The organism is Acetobacter sp. ESL1128 (assembly GCF_058505085.1).
In genome coordinates this window covers 2,418,410-2,433,084 of the sequence record NZ_CP196369.1, presented here as the reverse complement: position 1 = coordinate 2,433,084, position 14,675 = coordinate 2,418,410, and the positions used below count along the sequence as shown (strand labels likewise).

Annotated in this window: 17 protein-coding genes; 10 read left to right on the top strand and 7 right to left on the bottom strand. The window is 60.4% G+C overall.

Going from position 1 to position 14,675, the window contains the following annotated elements; translation table 11 throughout:
• The first annotated feature begins 50 nt into the window (after positions 1–50).
• Positions 51–263 carry a hypothetical protein gene (locus ACSYTG_RS11395; RefSeq protein ID WP_086646360.1) on the top strand — a complete coding sequence of 71 codons (213 nt, stop codon included), beginning with the start codon at positions 51–53 and terminating at the stop codon, positions 261–263.
• Positions 264–278: 15 nt separating this feature from the next.
• Complete coding sequence (locus tag ACSYTG_RS11390; RefSeq protein ID WP_086646359.1) at positions 279–773, top strand: kinase inhibitor; 495 nt, start codon at positions 279–281, stop codon at positions 771–773.
• Positions 774–814: 41 nt separating this feature from the next.
• On the opposite strand, the gene ACSYTG_RS11385 is transcribed toward ACSYTG_RS11390, so the two are convergent.
• From ACSYTG_RS11385 to ACSYTG_RS11360, 6 genes are all read right to left on the bottom strand, one after another.
• Positions 815–2,962 carry a hypothetical protein gene (locus ACSYTG_RS11385; protein ID WP_489783177.1) on the bottom strand — a complete coding sequence of 716 codons (2,148 nt, stop codon included), beginning with the start codon at positions 2,960–2,962 and terminating at the stop codon, positions 815–817.
• Between the two features lie 73 nt (positions 2,963–3,035).
• A complete protein-coding gene (locus ACSYTG_RS11380) occupies positions 3,036–3,785 on the bottom strand; it encodes a methylenetetrahydrofolate reductase (RefSeq protein ID WP_086646357.1) in 750 nt (249 codons plus the stop codon).
• Positions 3,782–4,693, bottom strand: a complete 912-nt coding sequence (gene folD, locus ACSYTG_RS11375; RefSeq protein WP_095349665.1) for a bifunctional methylenetetrahydrofolate dehydrogenase/methenyltetrahydrofolate cyclohydrolase FolD — start codon at positions 4,691–4,693, stop codon at positions 3,782–3,784. Before folD ends, ACSYTG_RS11380 begins: the two co-directional genes overlap by 4 nt.
• Positions 4,694–4,826: 133 nt before the next feature.
• On the bottom strand, positions 4,827–5,987 hold the full coding sequence (locus tag ACSYTG_RS11370) for a GNAT family N-acetyltransferase (protein WP_489783178.1): 1,161 nt from the start codon (positions 5,985–5,987) through the stop codon (positions 4,827–4,829).
• A gap of 18 nt (positions 5,988–6,005) precedes the next feature.
• The gene (locus tag ACSYTG_RS11365) at positions 6,006–6,467 is read right to left on the bottom strand and encodes a RidA family protein (RefSeq protein ID WP_086646354.1); all 462 of its coding nucleotides are present in this window, start codon (positions 6,465–6,467) and stop codon (positions 6,006–6,008) included.
• Between the two features lie 36 nt (positions 6,468–6,503).
• A complete protein-coding gene (locus ACSYTG_RS11360; RefSeq protein ID WP_489783179.1) occupies positions 6,504–8,051 on the bottom strand; it encodes a TSCPD domain-containing protein in 1,548 nt (515 codons plus the stop codon).
• Positions 8,052–8,229: 178 nt separating this feature from the next.
• Here ACSYTG_RS11360 and ACSYTG_RS11355 point away from each other — a divergent pair, with 178 nt between their 5' ends.
• The 7 genes from ACSYTG_RS11355 (at position 8,230) to ACSYTG_RS11325 (ending at position 12,805) form a co-directional block, all read left to right on the top strand.
• On the top strand, positions 8,230–8,610 hold the full coding sequence (locus ACSYTG_RS11355) for an NADH:ubiquinone oxidoreductase subunit NDUFA12 (RefSeq protein WP_086646353.1): 381 nt from the start codon (positions 8,230–8,232) through the stop codon (positions 8,608–8,610).
• 56 nt (positions 8,611–8,666) lie between these two features.
• Complete coding sequence (mlaD, locus tag ACSYTG_RS11350; protein WP_095349662.1) at positions 8,667–9,203, top strand: outer membrane lipid asymmetry maintenance protein MlaD; 537 nt, start codon at positions 8,667–8,669, stop codon at positions 9,201–9,203.
• Between the two features lie 32 nt (positions 9,204–9,235).
• Positions 9,236–9,469, top strand: coding sequence for a hypothetical protein (locus tag ACSYTG_RS11345; protein ID WP_408737426.1), 234 nt, complete (start codon positions 9,236–9,238; stop codon positions 9,467–9,469).
• Positions 9,466–10,113: a DUF2155 domain-containing protein gene (locus tag ACSYTG_RS11340; protein ID WP_489783180.1), complete on the top strand. Its 648-nt coding sequence runs from the start codon at positions 9,466–9,468 to the stop codon at positions 10,111–10,113. Before ACSYTG_RS11345 ends, ACSYTG_RS11340 begins: the two co-directional genes overlap by 4 nt.
• Positions 10,114–10,212: 99 nt before the next feature.
• Positions 10,213–10,956: a trehalose-phosphatase gene (gene otsB / locus ACSYTG_RS11335; protein WP_095349660.1), complete on the top strand. Its 744-nt coding sequence runs from the start codon at positions 10,213–10,215 to the stop codon at positions 10,954–10,956.
• A 2-nt stretch (positions 10,957–10,958) separates the two neighbouring features.
• Positions 10,959–12,302: an alpha,alpha-trehalose-phosphate synthase (UDP-forming) gene (locus ACSYTG_RS11330; protein WP_354857547.1), complete on the top strand. Its 1,344-nt coding sequence runs from the start codon at positions 10,959–10,961 to the stop codon at positions 12,300–12,302.
• Complete coding sequence (locus tag ACSYTG_RS11325; protein WP_233129113.1) at positions 12,299–12,805, top strand: disulfide bond formation protein B; 507 nt, start codon at positions 12,299–12,301, stop codon at positions 12,803–12,805. The genes ACSYTG_RS11330 and ACSYTG_RS11325 overlap by 4 nt, the downstream gene beginning before the upstream one ends.
• Positions 12,806–12,935: 130 nt before the next feature.
• Here ACSYTG_RS11325 and ACSYTG_RS11320 read toward each other — a convergent pair whose 3' ends face one another.
• On the bottom strand, positions 12,936–13,418 hold the full coding sequence (locus tag ACSYTG_RS11320) for an NUDIX hydrolase (protein WP_369823039.1): 483 nt from the start codon (positions 13,416–13,418) through the stop codon (positions 12,936–12,938).
• A gap of 116 nt (positions 13,419–13,534) precedes the next feature.
• On the opposite strand from ACSYTG_RS11320, the gene ACSYTG_RS11315 reads away from it, so the two are divergent.
• Complete coding sequence (locus ACSYTG_RS11315) at positions 13,535–14,518, top strand: aldo/keto reductase (RefSeq protein ID WP_086646348.1); 984 nt, start codon at positions 13,535–13,537, stop codon at positions 14,516–14,518.
• Positions 14,519–14,675 lie beyond the last annotated feature (157 nt).

Sequence of the window (14,675 nt, the reverse complement as noted above, 5' to 3'; positions counted from 1 at the left end):
GAACATTCCCAGTCTGGCGCACAGTTTATGATTTAAGGAGACGTTCCAGCATGTCCTATGCTCTGCTTGATGCCGCCCGTGTGGCCAAGGCTTCCGGTGTTTCGCTTGGTGTTCTTAAAACCAGTGCCGAAACATCCGAAACCCATGTCCGCAAGGTGGTCATGATTGAACGGATTGAAGCACTGGCCAGTGCAGCCGCCGACTCCGGCGAACGCGTGACCCTGACATCCGAAGAGTTCTGGCTGATCAGCAAGAACTGGTAAGAGGGAGCTACCGGCATGGCATTTGTTCTGACAAGTCCGGCTTTTGCCAATGGGGATGTTCTGCCTCAGGCTCAGGTCTATAATGGTATGGGCCAGAGCGGGCAGAACCTCTCCCCCGCCTTGCAGTGGCATGGCGCGCCGCAGGGGACCAAAAGCTTTGTGGTTACGGTCTATGACCCCGATGCCCCCACAGGCTCGGGCTGGTGGCACTGGGTTGTAGTGAATGTGCCCCCAACCGTAACATCCCTGCCTCAGGGAGCGGGCTCGGGCAAAGCTGGCCTGCCCGATGGGGCTTTGCAGGTCCGCACGGACTTTGGCGTGCCCGGTTATGGCGGGGCCGCACCGCCAGCAGGGCGGGTGCACCGGTACGTGTTTACGGTTTATGCGCTGGATGTGGCCACGCTGGACGTAACAGCAGATGCAAGCCCTGCTCTGGTCGGGTTTATGGTGCACCACCACCAGTTGGCTTCGGCCAGCCTGACTGCCCTGTACGGTAGCAGCAAACATTAACCCCATGTGTATGGCTGGCCCGCGTGTTGCGGGCTGGCCACTCAGGCGTTTGGCGGGGGGAGTTTTGCGGGTCTGCGGGGCGTGTGCACCGCCAGATCATGCAGGACATCCGCCTGCGAAACCAGCACTGTGCTGGTGGCAATGCTCCCAGCCGGCATGACCAGAATATCCGGCCCTTTGTTTAGGAACCGGATGGATAGCTCGTTCCATCGGGGCAGAATGAAGTGGCGCAGCATTTGTGCCAGCGCGCAGCGGTCCATGGCGGTATGGGCCCTGCTGCGGGGTGTATAAACGGTGTTCAGGTAATCATTCATGAATGCCGCAATGGCTGGCAGGCGTTCGGGTTCGCCAAAATAGGCGGTGTCCGTGCCAATGCTCCACGGTGTGCTGCTGTGCTGGCGACCATTCTGGTCGAACAGGGGCAGATCAAACCCGTAAGAGGCCGTGTTTTTGAGCGTGCGCAGCAATGTGGCCGTATTGGCGGGAAAATACCCGGCACAATCCCCCGTAAGCACCGGGCAGCGAAAGCGGGCCACAATGTCGGGCAGGATTAAGTAACGCAAGGCGGGTTCAAGGGCTGTGTCCTGCTCGGCTGCGGGGCCATGGCCAAAGCTCAGGCGCAGGCTGGTGGCGTAGAGTTCCAGCCAGTCGGCAATGGTGCGTAAAAAAGCCAGCTGTTCGGCATTGGGGTTGGCCACGCCAATGCAAAGCTGCACAGGCCCGAAGGAACGATCCTGCCGGTATGCCTGAAGCAGGGACAGGATAAGGCCGGGCAAAAGGTGGAAGTGTGCACTGTCGCACGCAAAGACCAGACACAGGGCCGGGGGTACTTCCGCCGTGCCAAACTGCCACTCCCAGCGGGAAACACCCGTGCGGTCGGGCACGGCACGGCTGGCAAGCTGGCGGCATTCCTGCGCCCCCAGCCAGGAAAAAATACCAGTATTGTCCGGCGCTGGCATGGCTCCTTCCTGCAAGGCCAGACGGCGGGCAATGGCATAGTGGGCATCGGCCTCGGCCATAAGCCCGGCCAGCCAGCTTGTGTGGCCCATGGCGGTTTCTGTCCACCAGCTCAGGCCGTTCAGGCGGGCTTCTGTTTCCAGCAGGCGCAGGTCTTTGGTGGTGTTGAGCCGCTGGTAGGCGTTTTCGAACAGCATGGCGTAGATCTGGCGGATGTCCGGGCCATTGCTGGCGGCCAGCCGCATGGGCACCAGCAGGGTATCAAACCGCTCGTCAAAACCGGGCAGGTCGTGCTCGTACAGCATGTCGGGGATCAGGAGCAGCGCATCCTCACCTTGTCGCAGGCGGGTCAGGAGTGCGGGGAGTGTGTCCGAAAAATCATGTCTGGGGTAGCGCTCACGCAGGGCAAGGGCCAGCAGGTCTGCCGCGCGGTCATGGTCGTGCAGGCGCAGGGCTATAAGGGCCTGCAACCACACCAGATCGGCTATCTGGGCAAAAGACTGCGCATAGGCTGCAAATTGCGCGCCCAGCTCCCCCTGCCCGAACTGGCAGCAGAGCTGGGCCAGACCAATACACGGAGCAATGGCCGAAGGGGTAATGCTGAGTTTAAGCACCTGTTCGCGCACGTCATCCACCGTGGCCCATGGGCTGAGTGCGTGGCGGAAGGCCCCGATCTCCAGCAGCTCTGTCACGTTTTCGATCAGGTTTTCCAGAGTGCGGGACGGGCATACCCGCAGCGTAACCCGCCGGGGGGCTGCATGGGTCCACAGGGTGAGTGTGTCGGCCCGGATTTCGGCCTGTAGCTGCTCCACGGGCCATGTGTGCGGGCCAAGCCGCAGTTCATGGCCTGTGCAGGTGGGTTGCCCCACAAAGGTCTGGCCATCATGCCAGGTGCTGCGCAGCAGGGTGCGGAGCAGGTCAGCACTTTCGGGGGGGATGAGCAGAAAATGCTCCCACGTGGCGCACAGGGGAACAACATCAAACTGGGTAGGACTGCGGCTGGAAAGATACGCATTGCCAGCCCTGAGTGCGACCAGAGGGCGCGTGGGGGCCGCCGTGCCCAGTGGCTGGGCGCGTACAAAGGCTCCGCCGGGGGTAAGCGTGTTGTGCTGCATGTCCAGCGCAACAGGGGCGGTTGTGCGGCTTGTGCCCATTGTGGGGCAGAGCGGGTGCAGGCGCTGGCCGGTAAAGCCAACCAGAGCGCCATGAAAGGAGAGAAGATAAAACGCCATGCCTACCCCGTTGCTCCTAGTGGCCTGCCCGGCACCACACATGTTAAACGCTTGTTGGGAACAGTGCGCCTGTTCAGGCCACCGCATCAAGCAGGGCGGGCAGGTAGTGTTCGAGTTTAACGCGTACGGGCATAAGGTAGGCCGATCCCTTGTCCTGTCCAAGTTCACGCAGGACAGTCTGGGCAAAGGCTATGTTGGATTCAAGCGTTGTGGAAAAATCCTTGGGGAACACAATGTGGTTTGTAGTTTCCCAGTATGAGCGTGAACGTGGGCCAATAACGGGGGACAGACCCCAGAACACGTTTTCGCCCTGCAACCATTCGCGGCACAGGTCGAACAGTTTGTAGTCAAAGACCGGCTGGGTGAAAAAACCGCAGGCTCCGGCTTCCTTTTTGCGGGCTACGTCCTCCAGCTCCTTCCACGGTGCGCGGCGGTAGGGGTCGAACGCGGCATAAACATTCAGGTGCGGCGCTTCCTTGCGGTAGCGGCGGATAATGCTTTCCGTGCTGTTGGGGTATGTGCGCATGGACAGGTCGGCCGGAGGGTCCCCGTGCACGACCAGAATTTCCTCCAGCCCGTCCTGCTCGGCTCCGGGCAGGGGGGCGTGGGGGGCAATGTCTATGGCGCGGATATGCGGAATAACACGGGGGAAGACCGGGCGCAGCTGGGCTGCGGCGTCCCAGCTGCGCAGGGGAAAGCGCATGAGGTCGGGCACATTGAGCGTATCCGCTGCGGGAAAAACCGTCTGAACGGTTTTTACGTCCTGCTCCAGAGATTCGGCGGAGCGGGGGATCAGTTCAACGCACAGGCGGTTCAGGCTCATTCGGTTTTTCCCTCGATCTGCATCTGGGCCGCGGTGAGTGTGTTTTTGAGCAGGCAGGCAATGGTCATGGGGCCAACGCCCCCCGGCACGGGTGTAATGCGCCCGGCAACCTTTACGGCCTCATCAAATGCCACATCCCCCACAAGGCGGCTTTTACCACTTGCAGTCTGGGTGCGGGTAATGCCCACGTCAATAACCGTGGCCCCGGGTTTGATCCAGTCGCCCCGCACCAGCTCGCGGCAGCCGGTTGCCACAACCAGAATATCTGCCTCGCGGGCAAGGGCTGCGGTATCGCGCGTGTGAATATGGGCGATGGTGACCGTGCAGCCTTCTGCCAGCAGCAGCAGCGCCATGGGTTTGCCCACAAGGTTGGATGCGCCAATAACCACGGCGTGCTGGCCCTTCATGTCTCCCAGCTGGTCGCGCAGCAGCATCAGGCAGCCCAGCGGGGTGCAGGGCACAATGCCGGGCAGGTTTACGGCCAGACGGCCTGCATTGACCTCGCCCAGACCATCCACATCCTTTTCAGGCAGAATGGCGTTGGTAATGCGGCGTGCATCCAGCCCGTTGGGCAGGGGGAGCTGCACCAGAATGCCGTGAATTTCCGGGTCGTTGTTCAGCCGCCCGATCAGGGTCAGCAGTTCGGCCTCGGACGTGGTTTCGGGCAGCATGTGCATAAAGGAGCGCATGCCGGCATGGTGTGTCTGGATCGCCTTGTTTTTAACGTACACCTCGCTCGCCGGGTCGTTGCCCACCAGAATAACGGCCAGTCCGGGGGTTACGCCGTGCTGGTCGTGGAAGGCCAGAACATCCTCACGGATCTGCTGGCGCACGGTTGCGGCAAAAGCCTTGCCATCAATCAGGCTGGCCTGATGTTCGGGGGGGAGGGTGTGGGATGTGCTGCTCATCAGTTCTGTGCCGGTCCGGTCGCGTAAACAGGTGGGAAAAGGGTCAGGCGGGCATACGCAAAAAAACGCCTGCCGACAATGTTTGCAACCCTTGCCCGCCCGCTTTGCCAAGGGACCGGGAAGGGCCTGGGGCTTAGGGGTTCTGGGGCGGGAGGTCCTGCCTGTAGGGGGTTAATGTGCTCAGGGCCTGTGCTTCGGCCAGTATGGCGGGGCGTTCGGCCTGCAAAAAACGGTCCACCGCATTGCGCAGGCCGGGGCTTTGCAGCCAGTGGGCGGAGTGGGTGAGGGTTGGCTCGTAGCCACGCTGGATTTTGTGCTCCCCCTGCGCGCCGGCTTCCACCCGTTGCAGACCGTGGGCAATGGCAAAATCTATGGCGCGGTAATAGCAGAGTTCAAAATGCAGGAAGGGCCAGTTGCCTTCGCACCCCCAGTTGCGGCCATAGAGCGTATGGGTGCCCATCAGGTTCAGGGCCGCGGCCACGGGGGTTGAGCCGTTGCGCGCCAGTATAAGCACAACCCGCTCGCCCAGCCGTTGCGCCATAAGCGGGAAGAACTCGGCACTCAGGTAAGCGCTGCCCCATTTGCGGTCGATTGTATTGCGGTAGAACTGGTAAAACGCCTGCCAGTCCGCCTGCGTTATGCTGGCGCCTTGCAGGGTTTCAAACGTCAGTCCCGCAGCGTTGGCATCGCGCCGTTCGCGTTTGATGCTCTTGCGCTTGCGGGCGGAGAGCGTGGCCAGAAAATCGTCAAACGTTGCGTAGCCTCTGTTGTGCCAGTGGTATTGCAGGCCAAGGCGGGGCAGCCAGCCTTGCTGGTGCAGGGCCGTACTTTCCGCTTCGGTGCAGAAGGTCACATGGGCGGAGGATAGGCCCGTATCCGCACAGATCTGGCGCAGGGCATCAGCCATAACGGCCGTGGTCTGCGGTGGGGCATCGGGGTGGAGGAGCACTCGGGGGCCGGGTACGGGGGTAAAGGGGATGGCAATCTGGAGCTTGGGGTAGTAGCGGCCCCCCGCGGCTTCAAACGCACGGGCCCAGCCCTGATCAAAGACGTATTCGCCCCATGAATGGCCTTTAAGGTAGGCGGGGCAGACAGCGGCCAGTTGCCCATCGGGGCTATGCAGGCACACATGCCGTGGCACCCATCCGCTTTGTTGGCCGGTGGAGCCGCTGTCTTCCAGTGCGCTTAAAAACGCATGACTGACAAAAGGGTTATCCGGCCCTGCGCATTGTGCCCATTCCGCAGCGGGAATGTCGTGAATGCTGTTGTGCAGGGTAACGGACCAGTCAGCCATGAGTTTTTTTCCGCTTGGTCAGGCGATCTCGAACAGGCCTTCCACTTCCACCGGGGCATCCAGCGGCAGGGAGGGTACGCCAACGGTGGAGCGGGCATGGCGCCCTGCATCGCCAAAGACAGCCACAGCCAGATCAGACGCCCCGTTCATGACGGAAGCATGGGCTGTAAAATCTGGCGTGCAGGCAATAAAGCCGCCCAGACGCACCACACGCTTGACGCGGGAGAGGTCACCCACTGCTGCTTTAACCTGTGCGATCACGTTGATCATGCTGTAACGCGCGGCTTCCACCGCTGTTTCCACACTCACGGCGTCCCCCAGCTTGCCGGTGGCGAACAGTTTGCCATTGTGCAACGGCAACTGGCCTGAAACTACAAGGAGCGAGCCTGTCTGCACACAGGCAACATAATTGGCCACGGGGGCTGCGGGTGTGGGCAGGTCAATACCCAGTTCGGCCAGACGGGATTGGGGAGTGCTCATGGCGTTGTGTTCCGTTCCTTGTAAAAAAACCGGGACCTAGCAGACCAGGCGCAGGTTGCGCCGTGGGCGTGTGGGTTGCGTATCATCTCCATCCGGCAGGTCCAGCGGGAGCAGCGGGTCCGGTTCGGACGTGCTGTCCTGGTGGGGGCCATCGGGCAGGCGTCTGTCCAGATAGGTGTCGGACAGGGCCCTGAAGGCATAGTCCAGCATGGAAGTGGCGTAGGAGGCAACCGGGTCACCCTCTACCGTGCCAGCCGGGCCAAAGCAGGAATAGGCAAAGTTTTCCACATAGGCTTCCAGCGGCGCGCCGTATTGCAGGCCAATGCTTACGGCATCCCCAAAGCTTTCCATCAGCCCGCGCACCATACCACTTTCCCGCGTGGGGGTCAGGGACAGCTCACCCAGTGTGCCGTCTTCATACTCCCCTGTGCGCATGAACAGGCGGTGCCCGCCAATGGTGGTTTTTTGCGTAAAGCCGCCATGCCGTGCGGGCAGAATCCGCCGCATGCCCCGCTCGAGCCGGAGCTTTACGGGGGTGGGTAGGGTTTCTGGGCGTGCGGGCATGCGGTCCGCAAAGCCGGTCAGTGCGCGGTACATGGCCAGATGCGCCTTGGGGCCGGGCTGGGGCAGCACAGTCTCGCCCGCAAGGGCTGCGGCCAGTGCGGTTTCTACCGTAAAGCCGCGGATGTCCAGCCGTTGCCGGGTGCTGTTGGCCAGCCGTCCATCGGGCCGGAGCATGGAAAAAACAGGGGCCAGACCGCACGCTTCCACTCCAAGCAGGCCGTCTACGGGGTTGGGGGTGGAAAACCCTGTTTCGATCGGGGCCAGAGGGGCATCGGTTTCTACCGCGGCTTCGTTCCAGACCGCGCGCAGGGTCTCGCCCAGCCCGGGTAGTACGGTGCGTACGGGCGGCAGGGGCAGGGACTCCGGGCCGCGTCCTGCATGGGCAGTCAGTGTGGCCAGTGCGGTAATGGCACAGGCGGCGGCGCGGCCATCTTCGCTATCATAATCCAGACCAACACCGGCAAGGCAGGCATCCATGTTGGTCAGCAGGATGTCCCCCGCAGTTGCGGCCTGCATGGGTGGGGCATCTGTGCCAGCGGAGGGGGTGGGCACAAACAGGTCGGGCAGTAGCAGGTCGCCATTGCGCTGGTCGGCCATGTTGAGTGCCGTCTGGCGCAGTACCGCGCAGATCAGCTTGAGTGCGGCTACAAAGGTGCGCGCGGCAAACCCTTCCCCGGGGGAGACAAAGGCTGCCAGGTTGACCACAAAGCCCGCAGGGCGGTCGAACGCGCAGTGCCACACGGCTTCCACCGGTGCGGCCTGGCGCGTTAGCAGCAGCCATACCAGTGAGCGGGTAGAGGCCTCGTCCAGCGCAAGGGCCGTAATCCAGCGTGACGCAAGAGTAGGCAGGTCAAGCGGGCCGTCGCCCGGCATAAGCTGGGCAAGTGCGGACGCGGCATCCACATCCCACTCTGCGGGCAGCGTTACGGAGCGGAGCGGTGCGTCCGGGTCTGCTGCGGCGTCCAGTGTGCTCATCAGCACACCGTTCCAATGGCGTCTGGCTGTTGTCATGAGTGGCATGTTACCGCTGCGCACACACACCGCGTAACCCGACAAAACACGTCCGGCACTCCGTTATCACCCTGCAAAATGAGGATATGGGGGATAACTTTTACATCCTCCCGCTCGCGCGCGGTTGATCGGGGAGTTTGCGATAAAACATGGACCGCGGGGTGCGCGGAGTCCTATCATCGCTTCCATGGCAAATTTCGGAACATGGCTGCATACGCGCCGGAAGGGTCGGCTGTTTGGCAAGGATGCCGATGGTCGCTGTTATTACGAATCCACCGGCCCGGCCCGCAAGGGTGGGGGCACGGAGCGCCCCGAGCGCTGGGTTATCTACCTGAAAGGGGAAGATGCCTCCGCTGTGCCGCCGGAATGGTGGGGCTGGCTGCACCACACGCTTGATGCCCCGATTGCCGAGGCAGAGCGCAAGCCCTGGCAACTGCCCCATCAGGCCAACATGACCGGCACCGCACAGGCCTATCACCCACAGGGCAGCCTGTACGCAACGGGCCAGCACCCGCCCGCAACCGGTGATTATGAAGCATGGACACCCGAGAGTGTTCCCAAGGCGTGATTTGCGGCACATTCCCTGTTAGAGTGGTTTGTCTTATCAGGGAGTGTACGTAGTTCATGGCATCGGCAATGGCGGAAAAATCACGGCGCAGTCTGGCGGAGCTTCTGACTGGCGCAGCCGTGCTGGTGGCTTTGGCAGGCATGCTGGCTGCAGCAGTGGTCGGCGAAGGCCGCAAGACAGATACGGTTGGCTACCAGCTTGGGGCCGACTTCTCGCACGTAGACGGGTTGAGTGTTGGCTCGGACGTGCGGCTGGCCGGGGTAACGGTTGGCACCGTGCAGAGCGAAAGCGTAAACCCGCAGACTTTCAAGGCGCATGTGGTTTTTACCGTGCGCCCGGACATTCATCTCTCGGCTGATACAGCGGCTATTATTACCAGCGACAGCCTGCTTGGTGGCAAATACATTGCTCTCTCCCCCGGTGGCGATGACAAAACCCTGCCCGCAGGTGGCACCATCAGCCAGACACAGGGTTCGATCAGTCTGGAACAACTCCTGAGCAAGTTTATTTTCTCTGTGACCGATACACTGACCCGCGCGAACAAGGATGCCGCAGCCGGGCAGAATGAGGGCAATGGCGCAAATCTGCCCTGAAACAGACATAAAAACGGTTTAGCAAGACGAACATGATTAAGGCGGACACAATGACGGCGTTGCGCATATGGCCGCAAGAAGACGGGCAACCCGTTACGTGCCAGGAAAAACTGCGCATGCTGGAAGAGAACTGGCAGGAAGTGCAGCAGGTGCTGGCCGATGCGTTTGAGGATGCGGTGCTCATGGGGGTAAGTGAACAGGTTATGCGTGAGCGTCTGGCAGAGCTTGTTACCTCTCTTTCCTCTCCCAAGGTGGCAGGCGCATGATGTTGCTACTCCGTGGGCGGTGTGCCCGTATGCTGGCCACGGGTCTGCTTGGGCTGGCTGGTTATGGTGGTGCAGCCTGTGCCACGGGTACGCCACTTGCTCCCCCGGCTGTTTACCCGGCTGGCACATGGCAGGGTAAGGGTACGGCAGTTGTGCGCGTACTGGACCGGTTGGACGCCCATGTGGAGGTCTTGTCCGTGCCGGTTGGGGGCGAGGCCATACACTACAAAAATCTGGATATTCTGGCTCGCCGCTGCCTCCAGCGCCCGCCAACTCGGGCACCCGATGCCGCCGCCTGGCTGGAAATACAGGATACACACCCCGGAGGAGCTACCTTTAAGGGCTGGATGCTGGCCGCCGAGCCCGGGCTCGGGGTGCTGGAAAGTTCGGTTTATGATGTGCGGATGGTCAAGTGTGCCGGGGATGACATGGCGCCCTTCCTGCCCGCCTTGCCCAAACCCGTAGCCCCCCCACCCCTGCCAGAGGCCGCCCCGGTTGATCAGGGTGCCGGCATGGGCCAGGGCTCGCAAACCCTGCCGGCCCAGCCAACTCCGCCGGGCCTTGTGGCGCCACCTGCTGCCCCGCGCCCTGCCGCGCCGGATAATGCCAACCCGTTCCAGCCGGATAGCGATGGGGCCTATTAAAGGTAAGGCTGCGGGTTAAAAATCATATTCATTGCGTAGCGCAACACACGGCATGCGGGTTTTGCCCAGCGCTGCAAACAGACAATCAAGAGGTGCGTTGTGTTTGGTTCTTCCTTTGCGCAGGATAGCCGTTTTAAAATTCCTCCTTTGAGCCAGACAGCTTTTCTGCTGGATTTTGATGGTACTCTGGTGGACATAGCCCCAACGCCCGAAGCTGTGGTGGTTCCCCCCGATTTGCGGGAAACCCTGAGCCGCCTGCGTGCGGCCTGTGGGGACGCACTGGCGATTATTTCCGGCCGCCCGATTGACCAGATTGACCAGTTTTTGGGTGATGTTCCATTTGCGGTTGCAGGGGAACATGGCGTGGCCATCCGCCATCGCCCCGGTGGTCCCATTGAGCGCGCGGTGCTGCCGAGCATGCCGCAGCGCTGGCTTGTGCAGGCATCCGACCTGCTGGCGACCCTGCCGGGCACTCGGCTGGAGCATAAGCAGGGTGGTTTTGTGCTGCATTACCGTGCAGCACCCGAAAAAGCAGAAGTATTGCGCCAGACTGCCGAGCGTTGGGTCAGGGAATCCGATGGGGCCTTTACGCTCCAGCCAGCAAAAATGGCATGGGAAATCCGCCCGACCGGGGTGGATAAAGGCTATGCGGTTTCCCTGCTGATGGAAACCGCACCCTTTGCGGGGCGTAAACCTGTTTTTGTGGGGGACGACGTAACGGATGAGGACGGCATGGCCGCAGTCCACCGTATGGGCGGTGCCTTCTTCCGTATTCCAGCAGATTTTCCAACACCTGCGGTGTTCAGGGCCTGGCTGGCGTCCCTTGTTGCTGGAAGGGGGTAAGCATGCAGAGGCTGGTCATTGTTTCCAACAGGGTACCAGCAGTACGTGACCGTAAACAGCCAGCAGGTGGTCTGGCTGTGGCACTTAGGGCTGCTGTTCAGGACCACCCCTGTCTGTGGTTTGGGTGGTCCGGCCAGCAGATAGGCGGAGACGGCGCGGACAGAACACTCAGCGTGGACACGGTAGGCAACGTAACCTACGCCACCATAGGGCTGACCCATAAGGAATATAACGGGTTTTATCAGGGGTATTCCAACGGTATTCTTTGGCCCCTGTGCCATTACCGGGCCGGGCTTATGAACTATAGCCGACATGACCAGCAGATTTACGCCAGTGTGAACACCCTGTTCGCGACCAGACTGGCCCCCATGCTTAAACCCGATGACATGGTCTGGGTGCATGATTACCACCTGTTCCCGCTTGGCAAGGCCCTGCGTGATTTAAAAGTCAAAGCGCGGATCGGCTTTTTTCTGCACATCCCTTTTCCGCCATGGAGCCTGATGCGCTCTTTGCCAGAGGCCCCAGCCCTGATGCGCGACCTGCGTGCCTATGATGTGATTGGCGTGCAGACCGAAGATGACGCGCGGAATATGAATGAGGCCTTTGCGGTTCTGGGTATTCCGGCCAAGGCGCGGGTGTTCCCCATTGGCATTGATCCGGACAGTTTTGCAGCCTGTGCGCATGAGGGGCAGAGCCTGCCACAGGTGCAGCGCCTGCGTCAGGACCTGCGCGGTCTACCGCTGATTATTGGTGTGGACCGCATGGATTATTCCAAAGGTCTGCCGGAGCGACTGCGCGGGTACGATACATTCCTTAAGCGCTACCCTGAATACAGGGGTAAGGTCACGTATCTCCAGATCACGCCGGTTTCACGCGGGAGCGTGCCGGAATACCAGAGCCTGCGGGCCGAACTGGACCAGATTGTGGGGCATATTAACGGCACATACGGCGCGTTTGACTGGACCCCCGTGCGCTACCTGACTCACCCGCTCCCGCGGGAACTGCTGGCGGCTTTTTTCCAGCTTTCCAGTGCGGCACTTGTCACCCCCCTGCGTGACGGGATGAACCTTGTGGCCAAGGAATATGTCGCTGCCCAGGTCCCCGAGAACCCCGGCACGCTTATTTTGTCCCGTTTTGCCGGGGCTGCGGCGGATATGGAAGATGCCCTGCTGGTCAACCCGCATGATTCGGATGAAATTGCAGCAGCCCTGCATAAGGCGTTAAGTCTATCCGGCTCCGAGCGCCGGGTGCGCTGGGAGCGCCTGCGGGCGGAAGTATGGCGTGTTACGGCGGCAAGCTGGGCGCGGTCGTTTATTGCGGCGATGTCTGAGGTAAGAACAGCATGAAAAAAACCATGCGGCTGAGCACGGTTGCGCTTTTTATGATTCTGGCCGGTTTTGCCGCACTTGGCGTTGCCTGGTGGACGCAGCACAGGCTTGGAATTATGCCGTGTGAGCTGTGTCTGTGGGAACGCTGGCCCTGGCGGGTGTTGATTGTGCTGGGGGTTGTAGCCCCTGTATTGCCTGCCCGTATGGGGCGTGGTGCCTTGTGGGCATGTGTGCCTGTTCTGCTAGCGGCGGAAGGGCTTGCAATCTGCCATGCGGGCGTTGAGTGGAAGTGGTGGCCAAGCCCATTCCCTGCCTGCCATGCGGCCCATGTTGTGGGGCGTACACTGGCCGAGCGCTGGGCCTCCATGCCGCTGGTGCCATCCAAACCGTGTGATGCCCCTACATATCTGATCCCCGGCTTGCCTGTTTCCATGGCTGTTATGGGGGCAGTGTTTGCACTGGTTGTGCTTGCTGGGCTGTGTGTGGGTATGGGTCGGATTAAAAAAAGCAACTGGATTTAAGGGTTTTTCAGGTTTTTCCCGAATATTTACTGCATATTCCATGCGGTGTTGAAAAGCCCTGCGTTCAAAAGCAGATGTCTGGTGCAGAGTGTATGCAGCGCGCGTTACTCTGAATACTGGTTTTTCACGATCATGGCTGTGCCTGCATGATAGTTTTTGCAAGTGTGTGCAGGCGTGCGCTGGCTTTTGGGCCAAGCTGGGCGATTTCCTCGTAACTGAACCACCTTACTTCCCGTGCATCATCCCCCGCAATGGGGGTAGTCAGGGCCGGTTGTGGTTCGGTGCAGAGCACGGCAAGAATAAGGTAATGAAAAGCCAGCGTGCCATCGGGCGCATAATGCAAGCTATCAAACACATCTACTAAAGATGTTGCATGGGCCTGTAAGGAAGTTTCTTCCATAAGCTCCCGTTCCGCAGCGCGGAAAAAGGTTTCTCCCCCTTCCACCTTGCCACCGGGAAAGCCCCATAAGCCCGCATCGGGCGCATTGGCCCGCCGGACAAGCAGAAAATTACAGCCACGGCGCACAATGGCCAGCACGCCAACGCGGGGTAATACGGGTAAGGGGGGAGCGTTCATGGCCCTGTAGTGTAGGGGGGTGTGCATGCAGGTCAACCCATCTTTGCAGCAAAACACTGCATCTCTATCCAGATGCGGTGTTTAATGGGTAAGGTGTGGCAATGGTGCCGTAACAGGCCTGTTGGTGCAGAACATAGTCAAGGAGAGTAAACGTGACGGCGGAATTTATAAAAATTGAAGGTATTCCCAAACCGGCCTCGCGTATTGCCCTGGGTACATGGGCCATGGGTGGCTTTATGTGGGGCGGCCCTGATGATGCCAATGCCGCAAAAACAATAGATAAAGCACTCGATGTTGGCATAAACCTGATTGATACCGCACCGGTCTATGGGTTTGGTCATTCGGAGGAAATTCTGGGCAAGGCGCTGGAAGGGCGGCGTGACCGGGTGGTGCTGGCAACCAAGGTAGGCTTGGACTGGCAGGATGGCCACGTATTCCGCGATAGCAGAAAAGCACGGATTGAAGAGGAACTGGACGCATCGCTCAAGCGGTTGCGCACAGACCATATTGATCTTTATCAGGTGCACTGGCCGGACCCCAAAACCCCGTTTGAGGAAACCGCGCGGGCACTGGAAAAAAGTGTGCAGAGCGGCAAGGTTCGCGCACTCGGGCTAAGTAATTTTTCCCCCGAACAAATGGATGAGTTTAGGAAGTTCGCACCGGTTGCGGCTATTCAGCCACCTTATAATCTGTTTGAACGGGAGATTGAAAAAGACATTCTTCCTTATGCCGTAAGCAATAATCTGGTTGTTCTGGCCTATGGTCCGCTCTGCCGGGGGCTGTTGTCGGGTAAAATGGCAGCAGATCACGTGTTTACGGGGGATGACCTGCGTAAGGTGGACCCCAAGTTCCAGCCGCCTCGCTTCGCACAGTATCTGAACGCAGTGGAAGGGCTTAAAACCATTGCCGAGCAGCACGGCAAAAGCCTGCTGGCTCTGGCTATTCGCTGGGTGCTGGACCGGGGCCCAACCATTGCCCTGTGGGGGGCCAGAAAGCCCGAGCAGATTACCGGCGTGCAGGATGCCTTTGGCTGGACACTCAGCAAGGACGATATGGCCGCCATTGATGCCATTCTGGACAAAGCTATTACCGACCCTGTGGGGCCGGAATTTATGGCACCTCCCGCCCGCTCATAAAACCGGACCTGTGTCCTTGCCTATGGTTGGGGGTACAGGTGTTGCCATGCAGGGGAGGGGGCATCTCTCCCTCTCTTGCATGGGGGATTGTGGAATTGTGCGGGGTCGTTGCCGCTGCTCTCTTGCATAGGGGAGCAGAGTTGCCCATCTTGTGGGC

Bases quoted from the DNA above. Each gene is read 5' to 3' on its own strand.
- ACSYTG_RS11330 (WP_354857547.1), top strand. From the start codon at position 10,959: ATGCAGAGGCTGGTCATTGTTTCCAACAGGGTACCAGCAGTACGTGAC.
- ACSYTG_RS11360 (WP_489783179.1), bottom strand. From the start codon at position 8,051: ATGCCACTCATGACAACAGCCAGACGCCATTGGAACGGTGTGCTGATG.
- mlaD (WP_095349662.1), top strand. From the start codon at position 8,667: ATGGCATCGGCAATGGCGGAAAAATCACGGCGCAGTCTGGCGGAGCTT.
- ACSYTG_RS11395 (WP_086646360.1), top strand. From the start codon at position 51: ATGTCCTATGCTCTGCTTGATGCCGCCCGTGTGGCCAAGGCTTCCGGT.
- ACSYTG_RS11345 (WP_408737426.1), top strand. From the start codon at position 9,236: ATGATTAAGGCGGACACAATGACGGCGTTGCGCATATGGCCGCAAGAA.
- ACSYTG_RS11365 (WP_086646354.1), bottom strand. From the start codon at position 6,467: ATGAGCACTCCCCAATCCCGTCTGGCCGAACTGGGTATTGACCTGCCC.
- folD (WP_095349665.1), bottom strand. From the start codon at position 4,693: ATGAGCAGCACATCCCACACCCTCCCCCCCGAACATCAGGCCAGCCTG.
- ACSYTG_RS11340 (WP_489783180.1), top strand. From the start codon at position 9,466: ATGATGTTGCTACTCCGTGGGCGGTGTGCCCGTATGCTGGCCACGGGT.
- ACSYTG_RS11370 (WP_489783178.1), bottom strand. From the start codon at position 5,987: ATGGCTGACTGGTCCGTTACCCTGCACAACAGCATTCACGACATTCCC.
- ACSYTG_RS11355 (WP_086646353.1), top strand. From the start codon at position 8,230: ATGGCAAATTTCGGAACATGGCTGCATACGCGCCGGAAGGGTCGGCTG.
- ACSYTG_RS11325 (WP_233129113.1), top strand. From the start codon at position 12,299: ATGAAAAAAACCATGCGGCTGAGCACGGTTGCGCTTTTTATGATTCTG.
- ACSYTG_RS11390 (WP_086646359.1), top strand. From the start codon at position 279: ATGGCATTTGTTCTGACAAGTCCGGCTTTTGCCAATGGGGATGTTCTG.
- ACSYTG_RS11385 (WP_489783177.1), bottom strand. From the start codon at position 2,962: ATGGCGTTTTATCTTCTCTCCTTTCATGGCGCTCTGGTTGGCTTTACC.
- ACSYTG_RS11380 (WP_086646357.1), bottom strand. From the start codon at position 3,785: ATGAGCCTGAACCGCCTGTGCGTTGAACTGATCCCCCGCTCCGCCGAA.